Genomic DNA, 19,629 nt, shown 5'->3' with positions numbered 1-19,629 from the left:
AGCCGATAGTTGGAAGCGTCCAAGCATGAAATATGTATCGACCCGCGGCCTTGCCGATACCCTGTCTTTCGAAGAGGTCACGCTGACCGGTCTCGCCCGTGACGGCGGCCTGTATATGCCGGCAAGCCTGCCGAAAATGTCCTTCGATGATATTCGCGCGCTGCGCGGCCTGCCTTATGCCGAAGCCGCCTTCCGGGTGATCCGTCCCTTCGTGGAAGGCAGCCTGACGGACGCCGAGCTGAAGGCGATGCTGGACGAAACCTACGGCGATACTTTCCGCCATGCGTCCACTGCTCCGCTCAACCAGATTGGCGCGAACGACTGGCTTCTCGAGCTGTTCCACGGCCCGACGCTCGCTTTCAAGGATTTCGCGCTGCAGCTTCTTGGTCGCTTCTTTGATCACTTCACGGCACGGCAGGGCAAGCGCCTGACCATTTTGGGCGCCACTTCGGGCGACACCGGATCGGCTGCTATCGAAGCCGTGCGGGCGTGCGAGAATGTCTCGATCTTCATGCTGCACCCCAAGGGTCGCGTCTCCGAAGTGCAGCGCCGCCAGATGACGACGATCCTTGCCCCGAATGTGGTGAATATCGCCGTTGAAGGCACCTTCGATGATTGTCAGGCGCTGGTAAAGGCCGCGTTCAACGATCATGCCTTCCGCGATGAAGTGTCGCTTGGTGCGGTCAACTCGATCAACTGGGCGCGCGTGATGGCCCAGATCGTCTATTATTTCACGGCTGCGGTGTCGCTGGGTGCACCCGAGCGTCCCGTATCCTTCAGCGTGCCGACCGGCAACTTCGGTGACATTTTCGCGGGCTATATCGCGCGCGGCATGGGATTGCCGATCGAGCGACTGGTGATTGCAACGAACGCCAACGATATTCTCGCCCGCACGCTCAAGACCGGCTCTTACGCCATGGGCGATGTGCATGCGACGATCTCGCCTTCGATGGATATCCAGATCAGCTCGAACTTCGAACGCCTGATGTTTGATCTGGCTGGCCGCGACGGTGCCGCCGTGCGCGCCTATATGGATACGTTCGCTGCTAACCGTTCCTTCAGCTTTGCGCCTGCAGAATATGCAGCCCTGAAGGATCTTTTCTCAGCCGCCCGTGTGGACGACAAGGAAACGAGCGCAACGATGCAAGCGGTGTACAAGGCGTCCGGCTATGTTGCTGACCCCCACACGGCGGTCGGTATCCGCGCGGCCGAGGTTTGCCTGCCCGCAACCGGCACGCCGCGCGTGACCCTGTCGACCGCACACCCCGCCAAGTTCGGTGCCGCCGTGAAAGCGGCTGTCGGCGTTGACCCGGTGCTGCCGGCGCACCTTGCCGATCTTCTGGGCCGTGAGGAGCGTTACCAGACGCTGCCGAATGACCTTAATGCCCTGAAGGCCCTGATGCGGGCCGGAGGTCGCTCTTGACCGCACGCCTGACGCGTCTGCCGAACGGAATCCGTGTCGTCAGTGAAACCCGCCGCACGCTGCAGTCGGTTGCTGTTGGCGTCTGGGTCGATGTTGGTGCGCGCCACGAAACCGAAGCGCTGAATGGCATCACCCACTGCCTTGAGCATATGGTGTTCAAGGGAACGAAGCGCCGCAGTGCGCGCGATATCGCCTTCGAGATCGAAGCCGTAGGCGGCCACCTGAACGCCTATACGAGCCGCGAACAGACGACATTTTACGCCCGTGTGATGCGGGATGATCTGCCGCTCGCGCTTGATCTTCTATCCGATATCCTCCTGCATAGCGAACTGGACCCTGCGGAGCTGACCCGAGAGCAGGAAGTGATCGTGCAGGAGATCGGCCAGGCGAACGACACGCCCGACGATATCGTGTTCGATTATCTGCAGGAGGCCTGCTTCAAGGCGCAGCCCCTCGGGCGCAGCATCCTTGGCACCGAAGATACCGTTCGCAGCTTCACGCGCGACAGCCTGATCGGCCATATCGACCGGCATTATGTGGGCCGCAATATGGTTGTCTCCGCCGTTGGCAGTATCGACCATGACGAGTTCGTGCAGGCCGTGGAAGCCGCCTTCGGCCATGTGCAGGTGGGCGACGTGCGCAGCGACCAGAAAGCACAGTTCGTTGGTGGCCGGCATCTCGATGTCCGGGACCTCGAGCAGGTGCACCTGACCCTCGGCTGGGGCGGGCCGTCGTTCCATGACGACGACTATTATCCGATGCAGCTTTATTCGACCGTCCTAGGCGGCGGCATGTCATCGCGGCTTTTCCAGGAAGTGCGGGAGAAGCGCGGACTTGTCTATTCCGTCTATTCCTTTGCCTCGAGCCATGCTGACACCGGCATGTTCGGCATCTATGCCGGCACCGGCCCTGAAATGGCGGAAGAATTGTTGCCGGTCGTCCGGGGTGAGATTGAAAAGCTTGCTGCCGAGCTGCCGGAAGCCGAGCTCAATGTTGCGCGTGCCCAGCTCAAGGCCGGGCTCGTGATGGGCATGGAAGCGACCACGTCGCGCATGGAACAGCTTGCCCGCCAGATATTGCTATTCGACCGGATCATCCCGGTGGATGAAATCCTCAGCGATATCGATGCGGTAACGCCCGAGGCCGTTCAGGCTGTCGCGCACCGTATTGCGCAAGAAAAAACACCCGCCATGGCTGTAATTGGCGACAGCATCATCGAAAAAATGCAGTACTAGTGCCAATCGGCTTGGCGGTCCTCCCAATAAATTCACTGGAACGTTGTAATTCATACTGATTCTTGCTTGGCGTTGGTGTGTCATACTGGTACACTCCGCGCCGATTGATCAGGGGGGTCAACGGGTGCTGCAGTCGCAAGAACGCTTTCTGGCGTTGTGGAACGCTATTGCCGAGGACGGTGGGGTAGCCCGCCTGTCGCGGCTTGAGTTGCGCGCGATTGCAGCCCTCCTGCCATGGATCACAATCCTGGAAATGGATAATGACGGCGACCTGCGCTTCCGCTTGGGCGGGGGCGGGCTCGAAGCCGAGCTTGGCTGCGGCATTCGCGGGCGGCGCGTTGTCGAACTGGCGAGCAACGCGCGGATCGCCGAAATCGCCGTTGCCTTCATCAAGCAGGCGATGGCCCACCGCACCGGGCTTTACCTGAATGGAAGTTTCACGAGCGCCGTTCATCCAGGATTGCCGCTTTCGTGCCTCGGCCTGCCTTTCATTGATGACAAATCATCAGAGCGCCCCGGAAGTTGCGTCTTTGTTCAGGTCTGGCGCCCGCTTGATAACCGCAACCGCGATTTCACCAACCTTTGGGGCAAGGTCGAGATCGCATTCGACGAGATTTTCGAAGTGCATGTCGGCCAGCCGTTCGACCACGAGGCCGTGCCAGCCGATATCCGTCATCTGGCGCGCCGTCAGGGCATTTCCGTCGGCCGCATGCCGGAAAAGCGTCTGGAAGGGCAAGGGGCGGACTAGGCGCCGGTTTGCTCAGGCGTGGCCCGCGAGGCTCGACAACATCGAGATATCGATCCCGAGCATCGCCATCGTCCGCGGCCATTTCTGGTCAACTTCCGTATGGAAAATGATTTCCTCGTCCGCTTCGGCTGTGAGCCACGCGTTCTGGGTGATCTCGTTTTCCAATTGGCCAGCCCCCCAGCCCGCATATCCAAGCGCCAGCAAATGATTGCGCGGGCCCGTGCCGCTCGCGATGGCTTTCAGCACATCGACGGTCGCCGTCAGGGCCAGCGTTTCGCTGACGATCAGGGTGCTTTCCTGCACGAAATCGGCCGAATGCAGCACGAAGCCGCGCCCGGGTTCCACCGGTCCGCCGCAATGGATGGTCACTTCCGGCACTTCAGGGGCGGCCGTGATTTCAAGCTGCTCGAGAAGGCCTTCGAAGGTGAGGAAATCGATTGGCTGATTGATGATCAGCCCCATGGCGCCCGCCTCATCGTGCGTGCACATATAGATGACGCTACGGTCGAAACGCGGGTCGGTCATGCCCGGCATGGCAAGCAGCAATTGACCACTGAGCGAAAGGGAGGAGGTCATCGAAGTCCTTTCCATAGAAGGGCCAAGCTTAACTCGCTTTCAGGGGCGAGGCAAATGGCTCTGGCGGAATCGGGGTGACGCCAATGTGATGCAGTTTGGCTGGATGCGGGGCGGGCTTACAGGTAAACAGGGCGCGAACGGGCTTTGCCCTGATGCTTTGATAGGGAGTTGTGCGCTTTGAAAAAGCTGGCTGTGGCGATGGCAGTGTTTTTTGCCGGAACGATGAGTGCGACCCCCGTGGGTGCGCAGGACGCCGGCGGCTGGGTTGCGCATGATTCCCACGTTCGTACCCGCATCGTGGCGGCGGACATGAACGGCCAAACCGTCTATGGCTGGGAAGCCGAAATGGCGCCGGGCTGGAAAACCTACTGGCGTTCGCCCGGTGAAGCCGGGCTGCCGGTTACCGTTGCCGTGAACGGCAACCCGGTGGAGGCGCTTTATCCGCTGCCGCACCGGTTTGAACTTTTCGGCCTTGTCACCTATGGCTATGACGGCCGCCTTATCCTGCCGTTCAAGGCGGACGCGAAGGTGGGCGATCCGGTTTCGGTCGGTTTCATGGTCTGCAAGGATATCTGTATCCCCTATGACGGCAGCTACAGCCTGCCGGCGTCGGAATCCGGCCCGGCTGCAATCCGCATGGAAGCCGCCCTGAAAGCTGTCCCGGACAGGGAAGGTGATGCAGGCGTCGGGCTGGAAGTCGCAAAGGTGCAGGCAACAGGCCAGGTGGGGCACGAACGGCTGATCGTTACCGTTCGCGGCGCCGATGCGCTTGATGCCGCCGATCTGCTGGTGGAAGGCGATGAGGCAATCCAGTTCGGCGTGGCCGAGCGCCGGCTGATGGAAGGCGGCATGGCAGCCCGGTTTGTGGTACCGACAGCCCTGACCCGCGCAGGCGAGAAGGCCGGTCTCAGCCTCAAGGGGCAGACGGTACGGCTGACTTTCACCGACGGTCGCGGCCATGCCATCGACCGCAGCATCGCTATTCCCTGATCGCATACCGGCGACGCCCGGATAGCGATTGCCAAATTTCCCGAAAGGGTTAGTCTCGCAGTCCGAACATTCAGGTCAGTCAAGGAGAGACATCATGACCATTGCCGTTGGCGATACCATTCCCGCTGTCAAGCTCACCACCATGACCGCCGATGGCCCCGGCCCGGTGATGACCGAAGAGTTCTTCAAGGGCCGCAAGGTCGCGCTCTTCTCCGTGCCCGGCGCCTTCACGCCGACCTGCTCGGCCAAGCATCTGCCGGGCTTCATCGACAAAGCCGCTGACATCAAAGCCAAAGGCGTTGACGAAATCGCCTGCGTGGCCGTGAACGACGTGTTCGTGATGAATGCATGGGGCAAGGCCAACACGGCAGACGGCAAGGTCACGATGCTGGCTGACGGCAACGGCGACTTCGCCCGCGCGCTCGGCCTTGAAATGGACGGCACCGGCTTCGGTATGGGCAAGCGCTCCAAGCGTTTCTCGATGATTGTCGATAACGGCAAGGTCACCGCGCTCAATGTGGAAGAGCCAGGTGCCTTCCAGGTTTCGAGCGCCGACCATATGCTCGGCCAGCTCTGATCCATCCCATAATCCAGTTGGAAACGGGCGGCTTTGGCCGCCCTTTTTCATGAGCCTTGCATCCCCAAAGGGGAGAGGGCACAGTCAGCCTATCGGGCAAAATCGGGGGATAGTCGCATGGAATTGGAACTGCCGGGCATCATCGTTGCTCTTCTGGGCTTTTTCGCCATCGTTCTCGTTTTTTCGGGCGTCGTGACGGTGCGTCAGGGCTACGAATATACGGTTGAACGGCTTGGCCGCTATACCGAGACATTGCAGCCGGGCCTGCACTTCATCTTCCCGCTCATCGACCGGGTTGGCCGCAAGGTCAATGTGATGGAACAGGTGCTGGATATTGTCAGCCAGGAAGTGATCACCCGCGACAATGCGATGGTCGAGGCCGACGGCGTCGTGTTCTATCAGGTGATGGATGCAGCACAAGCCTCCTACGAAGTTTCGAACATGACGCTCGCTATCCTCAATCTCACCATGACCAACATCCGGACGGTGATGGGGTCCTTGGACCTCGACGAGCTTCTATCCAAACGCGACGAGATCAACAGCCGCCTGATGAGCGTGGTGGACGATGCCACCCGCCCGTGGGGGGTGAAGATCACCCGGATCGAGATCAAGGACATCACCCCGCCGCGCGATATCGTTGATTCGATGGCGCGCCAGATGAAAGCCGAACGCGACAAGCGTGCCGCGATATTGACCGCCGAAGGCCAGCGCGAGGCTGAAATCCTGAAAGCTGAAGGCGAGAAGCGCGCTGCCATCCTGCAGGCCGAGGGCCGCCGCGAAGCTGCCTTCAAGGATGCAGAAGCCCGCGAACGCGAAGCCGAGGCAGAGGCCAAGGCGACCCAGATGGTGTCAGACGCTATCGCGCAGGGCGATGCACAGGCCATCAATTACTTCGTGGCCCAGAAATATGTGTCGGCGCTTGAATCCTTCGCCCGTTCGCCGAACGAAAAGCTCGTCTTCATGCCGATGGAAGCAGCCAGCGTGATCGGCGCCATCGGCGGCATCAAGGAACTGCTTGAAGAGACCGGCAAGCCGACCCGCAATAAGGGCGCCCGGACAAGCGTACCCGACAGCAACGCATAAGCAGAAAAAGCGAGGGGGATAAGCGATGGAACTGGAAAGCGGCTGGCTTGTGGCAAACGCCCATTGGCTGTGGTGGGGCGCGGGGCTCCTGCTCCTTGCCGGGGAAATGGTTCTGCCCGGCGTATATCTCCTGTGGATCGGCATCGCCGGCATCATCACCGGTGCCTTCGCCTTCATCTGGCCGGGTAGCGGGCTTGAGGGGCAGGGCGTTGTCTTTGCAGTCCTCGCCGGTGCCTCCATCTATATTGCCAGCCGCTATATTTACAGCCGCGACACGTCCTCGACCGTGACAAGTGTCAACCGGAAGGGGCAGGGGCATGTCGGCAAGGTCTATGTCGTCGTTGATGCCATCGCCAACGGCCGCGGCCATGTGCAGGTGGGCGACAGCCGCTGGCTTGCCGAAGGGCCGGATGCCGCTGTCGGCACACCGGTGCGCGTGGTGGCGGTTGATGGCATTGTCCTGATCGTTGCTCCGCTTGAAAACACGGCGGGCATCGACACGGTTGATGATCGCAGCGGCAGCCAGCTGCCGGGAGGCGATGCCTCGCGATGAGTTTCGAGAGTTTCGTCAAGGCCGGGGCTGCGAGCTGGATCACCAGCAAGGCGCGGCTCAATCTTCAGCGCATGGGCACCGAAATCGCCCGCCGGGTGCGCCGTCAGGGCCATGAGCTGACCTATTTCCACCGCGTGGATGATCCCTATAGTCAGCTGATGGTGCAGGTGCTGCCCGAGCTGAAGGAGCGGTTCGATGTGACGATCCGCCCGCGGGTGGTGGAACGCCTGCCGGCTGCCATGTATCCCGATCCGGCGCGATTCGAGGCCTATTCGATTCTCGATTCGGCGCGGCTCGCCCGGCTTTATGGCCTCGGCTTCCCGCACACGGCCTTGGTGCCTGACAGGCTGGCGATCGGCATGGCCAGCCGCTTCCTTGCCGCCAATGAGGCGCATCCGGATTTCTTCGGGCTTGCCGAGGAGGTGGGGGCGGCGGTCTGGCGGCAGGATGTGACGGCGATCCGCAAGCTTTGTGCTGGTGCCGACATGGGCGAGCAGCGGCTTGAGGAAAACCAGAAGCTGCTCCGCTGGCTTGGACATTACGCAAGCGGAACGATCCATTATGGCGGGGAATTCTATCCGGGCCTCGACCGGCTGGATCATCTGGAACGCCGCCTGAACGCGCTGGGGCTCGGTGACGGGGAAACCCATTTCGAGCTGACCCGCCTGTGGCAATATGCGCTATCGAACCTCGACCGTTCGATCACCGGTCGTACGGTCGAATTCTTCTTCTCGGTGCGCAGCCCCTACAGCTATCTCGCGATGGAGCAGGCGGCGAAGCTCGTGGAAGCCGCTGGCGTTTCCCTGCGCCTGCGGCCCGTGCTGCCGATGGTGATGCGCGGCCTGCCGGTGCCGGCGGCCAAGCGGCGCTATATCGTGTTCGATGCGGCGCGCGAGGCGCGGCTTCTGGGTATCCCGTTCGGGGCGATTGTCGACCCCGTAGGGGCAGCCGCCGAGCGTGCACTGGGTATCGGCATGTCGCTGCCGAATGACGGCAGTGACATGGCCTTTTTCCGCTCCTTCATGACAGCCGTATGGGCTGAGGGCGTGGACGGCAATTCCGAGAAGGGCATGGCCTATATCCTTGAAGCTGCAGGCCTGCCCGCGCGGCTTGCGCGGATCGAGGTCGATGCCGGCTGGCGGGCGAAAGCCGAGCGCAACCGGCAGGACATGCTGCATGCCGGCAGCTGGGGTGTGCCCACTTTCCGGGTCGGCGGCACCACGCTTTGGGGGCAGGACAGGCTCTGGGCCGTTGTCGAAGCCCTGCGGCACGACTGATTTCAGGCAACTTTTGGCCAATTGACGTGGCGCACAGCCGCGTTACGGTCCAATATTTCGTTTCGGCCAATGATCTATTCAGAATGAAGACGGGGGAAACCGCAAAATGAAAACAAAAATGGCAATGATGGCACTGATGGGCGGAGCGATGCTCCTGTCAGCCTGCGCCACCACGGGGAATGCGAAGACGGCGAGCCATGAGCCCCTCTTCAGCCAGGATCGTATCAAGGCCGATATGGCCTTCCTGTCGGACGACCTGATGGAAGGTCGCCGCACCGGCACGCGCGGTTATGCGCTCGCGGCCTATTATGTGAAAACCCAGTTCGAGCTGATCGGGCTGAAACCCGCCGCCGCCGACGGCACCTATTTCCAGCAGGTGCCGTTCCGCAGCGCGATGATCGATGACGAAGCCTCGTCGCTGACGCTGACGATGAACGGCAAGGCCGAGAAGCTCGCCTTTGGCACCGACTTCCTGATGGCTGGCGAAGTGAAACTGCCCTCGATGACCGCCACGGGTGATGTCGTTTTCGCGGGCTACGGGGTCTATTCGCCGGAGGCTGGCTGGGATGACCTTGCCGGGCTGGACCTCAATGGCAAAATCGTTGTTGTTGTCTCGGGCGCACCCAAGGGCCTGAACAGCGAGATCCGCGCCCATCTGGGCTCCGGTCGGTCCAAATGGAAGAACCTGCAGGCGCGCGGCGCCACCGGCGTGATCTTCATTCGCACCCCGCAGGAAGAACAGCGCCGCACGTTCGACAAGCTGAAAAGCGCCTTCATGGAAAAGTCGTTCGATTGGGTCGGCAGCGCTGAGGACGCGAAAACCGCGGTCGTTTCCGCCCTTGTCTCGTCGGACGTCGCGACCCGCATGTTTGCGGACAGCGGCATCGATATCGCCGCCGTGCTGAAAGCTGCCGATGAAGGTGTGGACGACATGCCGACCGGTGCCCTCAATGCCCACGTCGATCTTGTCCGCATGAGCAAGCTTCTTGATCCGGTCTCCAGCCCCAATGTGCTGGCGCTGATCGAAGGCAGTGACCCCAAGCTGAAGAACGAGGTTGTGGTGCTGTCCGGCCACCTTGACCATGAAGGTATGAAGGAAGGGGCCGAAGGCGAGGACCATATCTACAATGGCGCCCTCGATAACAGCGCCGGTATCGCCACGATGCTGGAGGTTGCCCGCGCCTATATGTCAAACGGCATCCGCCCGCGCCGCTCGATCCTTTTCGCGGCAGTGGTGGCCGAGGAAGAAGGGCTTTTGGGCTCGGAATATCTGGCGCATTTCCCGCCGCCGGTCGGCGAGCTTGTGGCCAACGTGAACCTCGATATGCCGGTGCTCCTCTATGATTTCGCTGACCTGATCGCCTTCGGGGCCGACCGCTCGACCCTTGGCCCGATCACGGCTGCGGCACTCGCCAAGGCTGATATCACGCTCAGCCCCGATCCGATGCCGGATGAGGGTATTTTCACGCGGAGCGACCATTACCGCTTCGTGCAGAAGGGTGTGCCTGCGGTGATGCTCGCCACCGGCTTCGGCCTCACGGCGGACGGTGTGAAGGGGGCGGACGTGTTTGTCGACTTCCTTAAAAACACCTACCATACCCCGAAGGACCAGATGGACCTGCCGATCCGGTTCGATACGGCGGCCAAGTTTGCCCGCGTCAACTGGCTGATCCTCAACGAGATCGCCAACCGCGACGAAAAGCCGGAATGGAACGAAGGTGACTTCTTCGGCCAGACCTTTGCGGGCACGAAATAAGGCCGGGGGACACGAGATGAAGAAACACACCCTGATCGCGGCCCTTTCCGGCTGCATGCTCTCGCTTACTGCCTGCACCGCCAAGGTGCAGGAGCCGGCGGTAACGGCGTTCGAGGCCGGGCGCATCAAGGCCGACATGGCCTTTCTGGCCGATGACATGCTGGAAGGCCGCAAGGTGGCGTCCGAAGGGCACGAGCTCGCCGCGCGCTATGTGGCGGCAGCCTATGCCCGCGCCGGGCTGAAGCCGGTGGGCGATGATGGCAGCTATTTCCAGCAGGTGCCGTTTGTGAAGGCGTCGCTGGTGCGCGAAAACACGTCTGTCACGCTCACCGCCAACGGCAAGAATGAGACCCTTACTTTCGCGGACGATTACCAGATGCGCGGCAGCTCGGCCCATCCGAAGGTGGATGTGGCGGGTGACCTGGTGTTTGCTGGCTTCGGCGTGCATGCACCGACGCTTGGCCATGATGACCTTGAAGGGCTGGATGTGAAGGGCAAGATCGTTGTCCTGATCGCCGATGCGCCGAAGGGCTTCCACAGCGAGGTGCGCGCCTACCAGCGCTCCAACGCCGTGAAGGGCAAGGAGCTGGCCAAGCGCGGCGCGGTGGCGATGGTGACAATCCGCACGCCCGCCGAGAATGCCCGCTTCGGCTATGACCGCTATCTTGAATTCATCAACGACCCGAGCTTCGATTGGGTCCGCCCCGAAGGCAGCGGCGAGGCGCAAGGCCTGCCGAGCCTGCTTCTTTCCCCTGCCATGCAGAAACGCCTGTTTGCGGCTGCCGGTGTGGACCTTGACCCGATCCTTGCCGCAGTCGACGCGGGCACGGACAAGGTGGCGCCGGTTGACCTTGGCCTGCATCTCGCCATCAAGGCGGAAAGCAAGGCATCGGACCCGGTGACAAGCCCCAACGTGCTTGGTCTCCTTGAAGGCTCAGACCCCGAGCTCGCCCATGAGGTCGTCGTCATGTCGGCGCATCTGGACCATAAGGGCGTGAAGGAAGACGAAGGCGAGGGCCGCAAGGTCTATAACGGCGCGCTGGACAACGCCGCCGGTATCTCGACGCTTCTCGAGGTTGCCCGTGTGTGGAAGGAAAGCGGCTTGAGGCCGCGCCGGTCCGTGCTGTTTGCGGCAGTCACTGCCGAGGAGGAAGGCCTGCAGGGCTCCGATTATCTGGCGCATTTCCCGCCCGCCGGTTACCAGATGGTGGCGAACGTGAACCTTGATATGCCGATACTGCTGTTCGATTTCGCCGATGTGAATGCGCTCGGTGGTGAACGGTCGGACCTCGGCCCGATTGTCGAGGCCGCGGTTGCCAAGGCGGGGCTGGCCCTTAGTCCCGATCCGTTGCCGAACGAGGGCCGCTTCACCCGCAGCGACCAGTTCCGCTTCGTGCAGCGCGGCGTACCGGCGGTGGCCCTGAAGGTGGGGATATCCCCCGCCGTGGACGGTGCCGACAGTGCGGCGCTCACCGACACCTTTATGAAGAATATCTACCACAAGCCGTCGGACACGATGGACCAGCCGATCCATTTTGACGCCGCCGCCAAATTCGCCCGCGTCAACTGGCTGATCGCCAACGAAATCGCCAACCGCGACATGGCCCCGCAGTGGAACGCCGGGGACTATTTCGGAGGTGTGTTCGAGAAGCAGGACTAGGCTTTGTATGGGCTGTTTCAGAAATGGAACCTATTGTCGGTTGTGAAGGCCTCCTTGCGAGTCATTGCTTGCGTCTTATGAGGGACTTGTACAATCTATGTGTGTCTTGGGATTAGTTTGTGTCGCGGATAGGGGGTGGCATGGGCAAGCAAAGAGCATTTGTGAGTTTTGATTACGAGAATGACGAACCCGCGAAAGTTATGTTCGTAGGGCAGTCAAAGCATTTAGAAAGCCCATTCGAATTTAAAGATAACTCAGTTCGCAGCCATTTGGATGGGGATTGGGAGCAGAAGGTTAGAAGACGCATGGAAAATGTCGATGTGGTCGTCATTCTCTGTGGCAGAAAGACCCATACTGCTGATGGAGTGTCGGCCGAACTTGAAATTGCTCGGGCTGCTGGAAAGCCATACTTCCTACTAGCGGCTTATGGCGACGGCAAGTGTACCAAGCCGAAGTCAGCGACCAGCAATGACAAGCTTTATCGTTGGACATGGGACAATCTGAAAGCTCTATTTGCAGGTAAGCGATAAGGAATTGAAAGCCTTCTTGGTACATAGGACCTCAATGCGTGGTGAAGCGTCGAAGTTCTTCGCATCTATTCGCCAATCTCACGGTATTCATGTTCAGCCGTGCTTCCTGAAAAGATCATACGGCAAGAAATGGAAAGCTCAGGCTGAAAGCCTGATCGATTCTGCTGAGGTAGTCATTATTTACGATGCCGAGGCATGTGCTGAGTCGGAAAACACGCGGTGGGAGTTGGAAAAGGCGTTAGAGCTTGGAAAGCCAGTTGTTGAACTGTCCCGCGACGATATTGGTTCCCGCAAGCTTGGGGCCCTGAAATCAGCATATGACTTTCAAAGCGAATTTGATCAGTGTTTCGTGGTGGACAACGAAAATAAACAGCAGCTTATGGAGCTCTATAGGATTATGGTGGAGTCCTCTGAGACTCTTATTGGTAGAAGACAGATTACAAACGGATTCTTCATAACTGTTATTGGGGCCCTTATTTCTGGTTCCGGGTTTGTGATAAAGGAAGGAATTTTGAATGAAGGGAGTACTATATTCCTAATTTTTCCATTTTTTATAGGAATTTTGATGTGTAAGTCTTGGAGAAGTCTTATTGAAAACTACGGAAAACTCAATGCGGGTAAATTCAAGGTGATCCATAAGATCGAGCGTCAGTTTGATGCTCAAATATATGCTGCAGAGTGGATTTCTTTGGGAAAGGGATTCCGAAAAGAGAAGTATCAATCTTTTACAAACACAGAAGAAAACGTTCCAAACTATTTTTTGTATTTATTGTATTTGATGCTTATATTTGTGGCTTTCTCAGCTGACTGGCTTTTGATGGTTAAGACACTTCTTGGTCTGTTTTTTTGAAGAGTTTTATTTATGAAGGTCTATTTTTGGATGATGGGGGCTTTATGCTTCTCTGGACGCGCACCCACAACGCCCGTTCCCCTTCCATAAACGTAAACACTTCCTCATCCTGAATGACGATCAGGTCACCCGCTGCGGCTCCGCCGGTGCTGGCATCGAGCATGTAAAGGAAGGCGAGGTCGCCACCATTTACTGTGAAGCGATGCGGCGAGGTGATCAGGGTCACGCTTGCCTGCCAGTCGCGGCGGTCCACCATCACGTTGAAATCAAGGCTCGGGCCTTTCACGCCCACTGCACTCACGGCTGCGTCGCCTGAAAAGGCGAGTGGGGCGAGCGGGGCGAGGGCGTGGCGGGTGCCGTCGATCATCAGGTCAAAGCCTTCGCCGGAGATCAGCGTCAGGATGCGGTCGATCCCGGGCAGCGGCGAGAAGGGGCCGTCTTCGGATACGGTCGCGACCGACAGGCGCCACGAAAGGCTGCCGTCCGGGCGATTCTCGCGGGCAAGTTCGGTCGTGGTGCCGCGCCCGTTCGCCCAGGGCATCGCGCGATAATCGGCGGCACCCAGATGGCGGATCATGGCTTGTAGGGCTCCATGCCCATGCGGGCGAGCTCGTCCGCGCGTTCGTTGCCGTCGTGGCCGGCGTGACCTTTCACCCATTTCCACTCGATCGTGTGGGGGTTTTCAGCATCAAGGAGCGCCTGCCACAGGTCGGCATTCTTCACGGGCTTCTTGTCGGCGGTTTTCCAGCCGCGCGACTGCCAGCCGTGGATCCATTTGGTGATGCCGTCCTTCACATAGGTGCTGTCGGTGTGCAGGGTCACCTTGCAGGGGCGGGTGAGGGCATTCAGCGCCTCGATGGCGGCGGTCAGCTCCATCCGGTTGTTGGTGGTCTCGAACGCACCGCCCGAAAGTTCCTTCTCGTGCCCGTTCCATTCCAGCACCGCGCCCCAGCCGCCGGGGCCGGGGTTGCCGGAACAGGCGCCGTCCGTATAGATCACCACCGTGCGTTCAGACGACATACTGGGCGGCGTCCGATACGGTGCGGTGGAACTTCAGGCGCAGCAGATAGTCGCGCGGGTCCTTGGGGCGGACCACAGCACCGGGCACCGGGTTCAGCCAGTCATAGGCGCGGGTCAGCATGAAACGCAGCGCCGAGCCACGTGCGAGGATCGGCAGGGCCTTTGTTTCGGTGGCGGTCAGCGGGCGGAGGATATCGTAATTTTCCATCATCCGCTTGGCGCGCACGGGCACGAAGGCGTGGGCATCGTCAAAGCACCAGCTGTTCAGGCACACGGCGATATCGTAGGCGAGGAAATCGGTGCAGCTGAAATAGAAGTCGATCAGCCCCGTGACCTTGCCACCCAGCATCAGCACGTTATCGGGGAAGAGGTCCGCATGGATGGTGCCGGCTGGCAGGCTGCCTTCTGCGGGCCAGTGGGCATCCAGGTACGCCAGTTCCTCGCGGATGAGGGCGGTGAGCCCCGGCTCGATCTCGTCGGCGCGGTCGCCGATCTTGCCTGCGAGCGTATGCCAGCCGGCGAGCGACAGGTCATTCGGGCGGGTCTGGTCGAAATCCGCCGTTGCCTTGTGCATGCCGGCGAGGGCAGCGCCAAGCGCAGCACACTGCTCCGGTCCTGTGTCATTCACACTCACGCCAGTCAGGAAGCTGATCAGGCAGGCCGGGCGGCCCTTCAGGGTTTTCAGCGCATTGCCGGCCTTGTCATGCACCGGCAGCGGGGCGGGCAGGCCGGCCTTGGCGATATGTTCCATCAGGGCGAGGAAATAGGGCAGGTCTGCCGGGTTGGCGCGCTTTTCATAAAGCGTCAGGATGAAGCGTGCCTTGGTGGTCTCCAGCAAGTAATTGGAGTTTTCCACGCCCTCGGCGATGCCCTTGAAGCTCGTCGGCTCGCCCACGTCATACTGGCTCAGGAACTCGGCAAGGGTCTGGTCGTCGACCTGCGTATAGACCGCCATCAGGCAACATCCTTCAGGATCGGCGGCACCTTGAAGACCACGTTTTCTTCCGCCGTCGTCACCAGTTCCACCTTCGCGTCATAACGCGTGCGGATGGCGTCAATCAGTTCAGTGACCAGCACTTCAGGCGCGCTGGCGCCTGCCGTGATGCCGAGCGCGGTAACGCCTTCAAGCCAGTCCCAGTCGAGGTCTGCCGCGCGCTGGATAAGGCGGGCCGGGCAGCCTGCCTTTTCGCTCACTTCCACAAGCCGGCGGCTGTTGGAGCTGTTGGGGGCACCAATCACGATCACCCGGTCGGTCTCCTTCGCCAGTTCCTTCACGGCAACCTGCCGGTTGGTGGTGGCGTAGCAGATGTCTTCCTTCTTCGGTGTGGTGATCTCGGGGTACTTGGCCTGCAGGGCCGCGACGATATCCGAGGTGTCGTCCACCGAAAGCGTGGTCTGGGTGACGAAAGCGAGGTTGGCGGGGTCCGTGACCTCAAGCTTTTCAACGTCTTCAACGGTTTCGATCAGCGTCATGGAACCCTCGGCGACCTGGCCCATGGTGCCGATCACCTCGGGGTGGCCGGCATGGCCGATCATCAGGATATGGCGGCCTAGCCCGTCGTGGCGTTCCACCTCACGGTGGACCTTGGAGACGAGCGGGCAGGTGGCATCCACATAGATCATCTCGCGCTTTTCGGCCTCGGCGGGCACCGATTTCGGTACGCCGTGGGCGGAGAAGACGACCGGCAGGCCTTCGGGCACTTCGTGAAGTTCGTCCACGAACACGGCGCCCTGCGCCTCAAGGCCTTCGACCACATAGCGGTTATGCACGATTTCGTGGCGCACATAGACGGGCGCGCCGAACTTCTGGATCGCCAGTTCGACAATCTTGATCGCGCGGTCCACGCCGGCGCAGAAGCCGCGCGGCGAGGCGAGAAGGATACGGATGGACGGATGTCCGCTCATGGGATCAGGGCTCCGGAACATGCTGTTGCCCCTTGCTATCCCTTGGGCGATTGGCGGTCAAGCGCTACGCGGGCGGCAGGACGGCGAAGAAGTCCTCCATCGCGGTTTTGACAGCAGGTTCCGAAAGGGTCGGGGCATGGCCGACACGGGGCACTTCCACGGTCTGCACGCCGGGGGCGGTGGTACCCATGCGGGCCAGCGTTTCAGCCGACAGGATATCCGATATCGCACCGCGCAGCGCCAGCACGGGGCGGCCAGTCGCCAGATTGCGGAAGCGCCGCCACAGGTGCCATTCGATGAACGGCATCAGCCAGCGTGGGGCGGGGCGGAAAATGGCGCGGTCATAATCCAGCACCGGTAGGCCGTCCGGCCCTTCGGCGAAGGTCCAGCGGGCAAGGCGCTGCCAGTCGTCTTCCGTGAAATCCGGGAAGGCGACGCCATTGATCCGCTCGCAGTGTGCTGCCGCACTTTGCCAGTCGGTCACCGGCGCCGCCGTGCCAGCGTAAGAAGCAATCCGCGCGATACCGCTTTTGTCGACACTCGGGCCGATATCATTCAACACTGCCGCCGCCACCCGGTAGGGGGCGATATGCGCCAGTTCCATCGTGACAAGCCCGCCAAGCGAGGTGCCGACAAGGATGGCGCGCGCAAGGCCGAGTGTATCCATGAGTGTGACGATATCGCGGGCATAGGTATCCGGCCGGTAGCGGCGCGGTTTCGGGTCACGGTCCGATTGGCCGCGGCCGCGCAGGGAAACAGCAAGGACACGGTGGCCGAGGCTCGCCGCCCACGGTGCGAAATCGCTGAAATCGCGGGCGTTGCGGGTGAGGCCGGGCACGCAGATGATCGGCAGGCCCTTTATACGGCCCTCGGGCATATAGTCGGCGGCATGGAGATTGAGCCCGTCCTGCGAGCGCCAGAAAAAGTCTTTCATCGTGTCATCCATCCTTGGTGGCGCCGCCGGTTCCTGGGGGACCCGGCGGCACCGTGCCCCGGTCAGTAGCGATACTCGATCGAGGCAAAGATGGTGCGCGGCGCACCGTAGAAGCCGATAATCGAATCCCCGAAGGCGAGGCCCGGGAAGTTATAGGCGCCGGTCCTGTAGCGTTCGTTTGTCAGGTTGCGGCCATGGATGCCGACCCGCCATTTCTCGTTGGCCGCCGTCCAGACAATGCTGGCGTCCAGAAGCTCGTAAGCCGGCTGGTCGATGGCCGGTACGGGTGTCTCGAACATATTGATCGAGCTGCGGAACGACAGGGCGCCGCGCAGCGCCAGCGTGCCGCGGGTGTCCATATCGACGGTGTAGTTGAGGGCAACGTTGCCGTTCCATTCCGGCGTGTTCTGGAACTGGCGCTGGTCGGCCACATCCACTTGCACATAGCTGCCACCAACCGGGGCATAGGCCAGATATTCGTCAAACTTGGCGTCCACATAGCCGAGCGCGAAATCGACACTGAAGGCGTTGGAGAACCAGGCTGTCGCCTCAAGCTCGGCGCCGTTAATGGTGGAAGAGCCGACGTTGTCGACAAAGCTGACGACGCCGGTGCCCGATTGGTTCACCTGCTGGCTTGTCACCTGCTGGCCGTCATACAGGGTGTGGAAGATGGCACCGGCGAAGGAAAGCCGGCCATCCAGCACATTGCCCTTGAGGCCGATTTCGAAGGAATCGACCGTTTCAGGCTCGTAGCCTTCTTGCGTCGCCGGGGTTGCGGTGGCGTCGCCCCGCATGTCGAACCCGCCCGATTTGAAGCCGCGGCTATAGGCGGCATAGACATTCATATCATCGGCAAGGGCATAGGAAAGGCTGACGCGCGGGGTGAATTCCTCGAAGGTCAGCTCGCGGGTATAGTCGGTCAGCGTCTGGATCAGGATGCTCGAGGTCGCCCCCGAGATCGGCGAGCCAAGGCCCAGATAGTTGGCCTTGAAGACGGTGCCTTCCTTCTTGTCGCGGGTCCAGCGACCACCGAGTGACAGGTTCCAGCGCTCGCCAAGGTCGAAGTCGAAATCACCAAAGAGCGCGATGGATTTGGTATCCACCTCGCCGCTGGTGCCTTGCGTGAGGTGCGGGGTCGGCACGCCCGGAATGGCGGCAGCGCCAATGCCGAGCACGGTGTCATATTGCCCGGTTGCCAGTGCATCCAGATAATAGGCGCCGAGGATACCGCTCCAGCTTTCGCGCTGGATCACCAGCTGCAGTTCCTGCGAAAACTGGTGGTCATCGTAAACCGAGCCGCCCGCACTGATATCGAGGATCGGGGCAGGGGTGCCGTCGAAATCGATACCGGTGCCGTGGGTCACGCCGTCGCGGTAGGCGGTGATCGACTTGAAGACGAGGCTGTCGCTCAGCGTCCATTCGACAAGGCCCGAAAGCCCTTGGGTGATGACCTCGTTATCGTCGCCGAGGCCGGCCCACGTGTCATACTTGTTGGCCTGCACCGGGAAGGCACCCGCTGGCACCGGCTGGGCCGAGGGGCTGTAGCCCGGCAGAACAGCTGGCAACACGGCCCAATCAGCAGGGACAGCCGCTTCGCGGTGGCCATGGTTGGCGTTCGAATCGTCGTCTGTGCGGTCCGCGCTCAGGCGGAAGAAGAGGTTTTCGCTGGGCGTTGCCTCAAGGGTGAGGCGAGCTGCGAACGACTTCTTGTTGTTGGTTTCGGCGCCCGTGAAATGGTTGGTGCCATAGCCATCGCGGTTATACCAGCCGATCGCGGCACCCAGTGCCACCTTGTCGCCAAGGGGCACCGAGCCCGAGGCCACGAGATCGCGCTGTTCGTAATTGCCAAGGTTGGTGCGGACCTTGAAGGTCGGCTCCTGCCCCAGCCGCCGGGTGACATATTTGACCGCACCGCCTATGGTGTTGCGGCCATAAAGCGTGCCCTGGGGCCCGCGCAGCACTTCGATCCGTTCGATATCGAAAATGTCGAGAATCGCGCCTTGCGGGCGGGCGATATAGATATCGTCCACATAAAGGCCGACGCCGGGCTCGAAGCCCCACAGGGGATCCTGCTGGCCCACGCCGCGGATGAAGGCGGTGAGGGTGGAATTGGTGCCGCGCGAAACCTGCAGTGTCAGGTTCGGCGTGTTGCGTTGCAGGGCGGTGATATCCAGCGCCCCGCGCATATCCAGTTTGTCGGCGTCGAAGGTGCTGACGGCAATCGGCACCTCGACAATCGATTCGTCGCGGCGCCGGGCCGTAACAACGATGGTATCGATGGTGAGCGCCTCTTCGTCGCCCGTTGTATCCTGTGCAATGGCCGGCATGCCGGAGGCAAGTGCCGTTGCCGAAGCGCCGGCGAGCAGAAGCCGCGCCGGCAGAGTCCGTTGAACCCTGATCATATGAAACCCTCCCGTTTTCAGCCCCTGACGTAACGTCCCGGGGCGGGCGCCCTCCACGCGCCGAGCATCAGGCTTGCGCCAAACCGGGTTGGTGTCAATTTATTTATTGA

General features: G+C 61.0%; 19 protein-coding genes. 12 read left to right on the top strand and 7 right to left on the bottom strand.

Annotation, left to right across the window (positions count from 1 at the left end):
* Positions 1-25: 25 nt before the first annotated feature.
* The 3 genes from thrC (at position 26) to PH603_RS13980 (ending at position 3,406) form a co-directional block, all read left to right on the top strand.
* Positions 26-1,423: a threonine synthase gene (thrC, locus tag PH603_RS13990; protein WP_289503159.1), complete on the top strand. Its 1,398-nt coding sequence runs from the start codon at positions 26-28 to the stop codon at positions 1,421-1,423.
* The gene (locus tag PH603_RS13985) at positions 1,420-2,658 is read left to right on the top strand and encodes a M16 family metallopeptidase (RefSeq protein WP_289503158.1); all 1,239 of its coding nucleotides are present in this window, start codon (positions 1,420-1,422) and stop codon (positions 2,656-2,658) included. The genes thrC and PH603_RS13985 overlap by 4 nt, the downstream gene beginning before the upstream one ends.
* Before the next feature lie 124 nt (positions 2,659-2,782).
* Positions 2,783-3,406, top strand: a complete 624-nt coding sequence (locus PH603_RS13980) for a PAS domain-containing protein (protein ID WP_289503157.1) — start codon at positions 2,783-2,785, stop codon at positions 3,404-3,406.
* Positions 3,407-3,418: 12 nt separating this feature from the next.
* Here PH603_RS13980 and PH603_RS13975 read toward each other — a convergent pair whose 3' ends face one another.
* On the bottom strand, positions 3,419-3,982 hold the full coding sequence (locus PH603_RS13975; protein ID WP_289503156.1) for a YqgE/AlgH family protein: 564 nt from the start codon (positions 3,980-3,982) through the stop codon (positions 3,419-3,421).
* 177 nt (positions 3,983-4,159) lie between these two features.
* On the opposite strand from PH603_RS13975, the gene PH603_RS13970 reads away from it, so the two are divergent.
* From PH603_RS13970 to PH603_RS13930, 9 genes are all read left to right on the top strand, one after another.
* The gene (locus tag PH603_RS13970; RefSeq protein WP_289503155.1) at positions 4,160-4,972 is read left to right on the top strand and encodes a protein-disulfide reductase DsbD domain-containing protein; all 813 of its coding nucleotides are present in this window, start codon (positions 4,160-4,162) and stop codon (positions 4,970-4,972) included.
* 94 nt (positions 4,973-5,066) lie between these two features.
* The gene (locus tag PH603_RS13965) at positions 5,067-5,549 is read left to right on the top strand and encodes a peroxiredoxin (protein ID WP_289503154.1); all 483 of its coding nucleotides are present in this window, start codon (positions 5,067-5,069) and stop codon (positions 5,547-5,549) included.
* A 117-nt stretch (positions 5,550-5,666) separates the two neighbouring features.
* Positions 5,667-6,632, top strand: a complete 966-nt coding sequence (locus PH603_RS13960; RefSeq protein WP_289503153.1) for an SPFH domain-containing protein — start codon at positions 5,667-5,669, stop codon at positions 6,630-6,632.
* 25 nt (positions 6,633-6,657) lie between these two features.
* Positions 6,658-7,185 (top strand): NfeD family protein, encoded by a 528-nt coding sequence (locus PH603_RS13955; RefSeq protein ID WP_289503152.1) that lies wholly within the window; start codon positions 6,658-6,660, stop codon positions 7,183-7,185.
* Positions 7,182-8,462, top strand: coding sequence for a DsbA family protein (locus tag PH603_RS13950; protein ID WP_289503151.1), 1,281 nt, complete (start codon positions 7,182-7,184; stop codon positions 8,460-8,462). Before PH603_RS13955 ends, PH603_RS13950 begins: the two co-directional genes overlap by 4 nt.
* 106 nt (positions 8,463-8,568) lie before the next feature.
* Positions 8,569-10,218, top strand: coding sequence for a M28 family metallopeptidase (locus PH603_RS13945; RefSeq protein ID WP_289503150.1), 1,650 nt, complete (start codon positions 8,569-8,571; stop codon positions 10,216-10,218).
* Between the two features lie 16 nt (positions 10,219-10,234).
* Complete coding sequence (locus PH603_RS13940; RefSeq protein WP_289503149.1) at positions 10,235-11,878, top strand: M28 family metallopeptidase; 1,644 nt, start codon at positions 10,235-10,237, stop codon at positions 11,876-11,878.
* A gap of 140 nt (positions 11,879-12,018) precedes the next feature.
* Positions 12,019-12,408 carry a TIR domain-containing protein gene (locus PH603_RS13935; protein WP_289503148.1) on the top strand — a complete coding sequence of 130 codons (390 nt, stop codon included), beginning with the start codon at positions 12,019-12,021 and terminating at the stop codon, positions 12,406-12,408.
* Positions 12,409-12,442: 34 nt separating this feature from the next.
* Positions 12,443-13,258, top strand: a complete 816-nt coding sequence (locus tag PH603_RS13930; protein ID WP_289503147.1) for a RipA family octameric membrane protein — start codon at positions 12,443-12,445, stop codon at positions 13,256-13,258.
* A 10-nt stretch (positions 13,259-13,268) separates the two neighbouring features.
* Here PH603_RS13930 and PH603_RS13925 read toward each other — a convergent pair whose 3' ends face one another.
* The 6 genes from PH603_RS13925 to PH603_RS13900 form a co-directional block, all read right to left on the bottom strand.
* The gene (locus PH603_RS13925; RefSeq protein WP_289503146.1) at positions 13,269-13,835 is read right to left on the bottom strand and encodes a HutD/Ves family protein; all 567 of its coding nucleotides are present in this window, start codon (positions 13,833-13,835) and stop codon (positions 13,269-13,271) included.
* Positions 13,832-14,278 carry a ribonuclease HI gene (gene rnhA / locus PH603_RS13920; RefSeq protein ID WP_289503145.1) on the bottom strand — a complete coding sequence of 149 codons (447 nt, stop codon included), beginning with the start codon at positions 14,276-14,278 and terminating at the stop codon, positions 13,832-13,834. Before rnhA ends, PH603_RS13925 begins: the two co-directional genes overlap by 4 nt.
* Positions 14,268-15,233: a homoserine kinase gene (thrB, locus tag PH603_RS13915; protein WP_289503144.1), complete on the bottom strand. Its 966-nt coding sequence runs from the start codon at positions 15,231-15,233 to the stop codon at positions 14,268-14,270. The genes rnhA and thrB overlap by 11 nt, the downstream gene beginning before the upstream one ends.
* Positions 15,233-16,183, bottom strand: a complete 951-nt coding sequence (gene ispH / locus PH603_RS13910; protein ID WP_289503143.1) for a 4-hydroxy-3-methylbut-2-enyl diphosphate reductase — start codon at positions 16,181-16,183, stop codon at positions 15,233-15,235. Before ispH ends, thrB begins: the two co-directional genes overlap by 1 nt.
* A 64-nt stretch (positions 16,184-16,247) precedes the next feature.
* The gene (locus tag PH603_RS13905; protein WP_289503142.1) at positions 16,248-17,117 is read right to left on the bottom strand and encodes an alpha/beta fold hydrolase; all 870 of its coding nucleotides are present in this window, start codon (positions 17,115-17,117) and stop codon (positions 16,248-16,250) included.
* A gap of 62 nt (positions 17,118-17,179) precedes the next feature.
* Complete coding sequence (locus tag PH603_RS13900) at positions 17,180-19,519, bottom strand: TonB-dependent receptor (RefSeq protein WP_289503141.1); 2,340 nt, start codon at positions 19,517-19,519, stop codon at positions 17,180-17,182.
* Positions 19,520-19,629: the final 110 nt, after the last annotated feature.

Source organism: Gimibacter soli (assembly GCF_028463845.1).
GTDB classification, from domain to species: domain Bacteria; phylum Pseudomonadota; class Alphaproteobacteria; order Sphingomonadales; family Kordiimonadaceae; genus Gimibacter; species Gimibacter soli.
The sequence above is the reverse complement of the archived record's forward strand: the minus strand, read 5'-3'. Positions and strand labels throughout refer to the sequence as shown.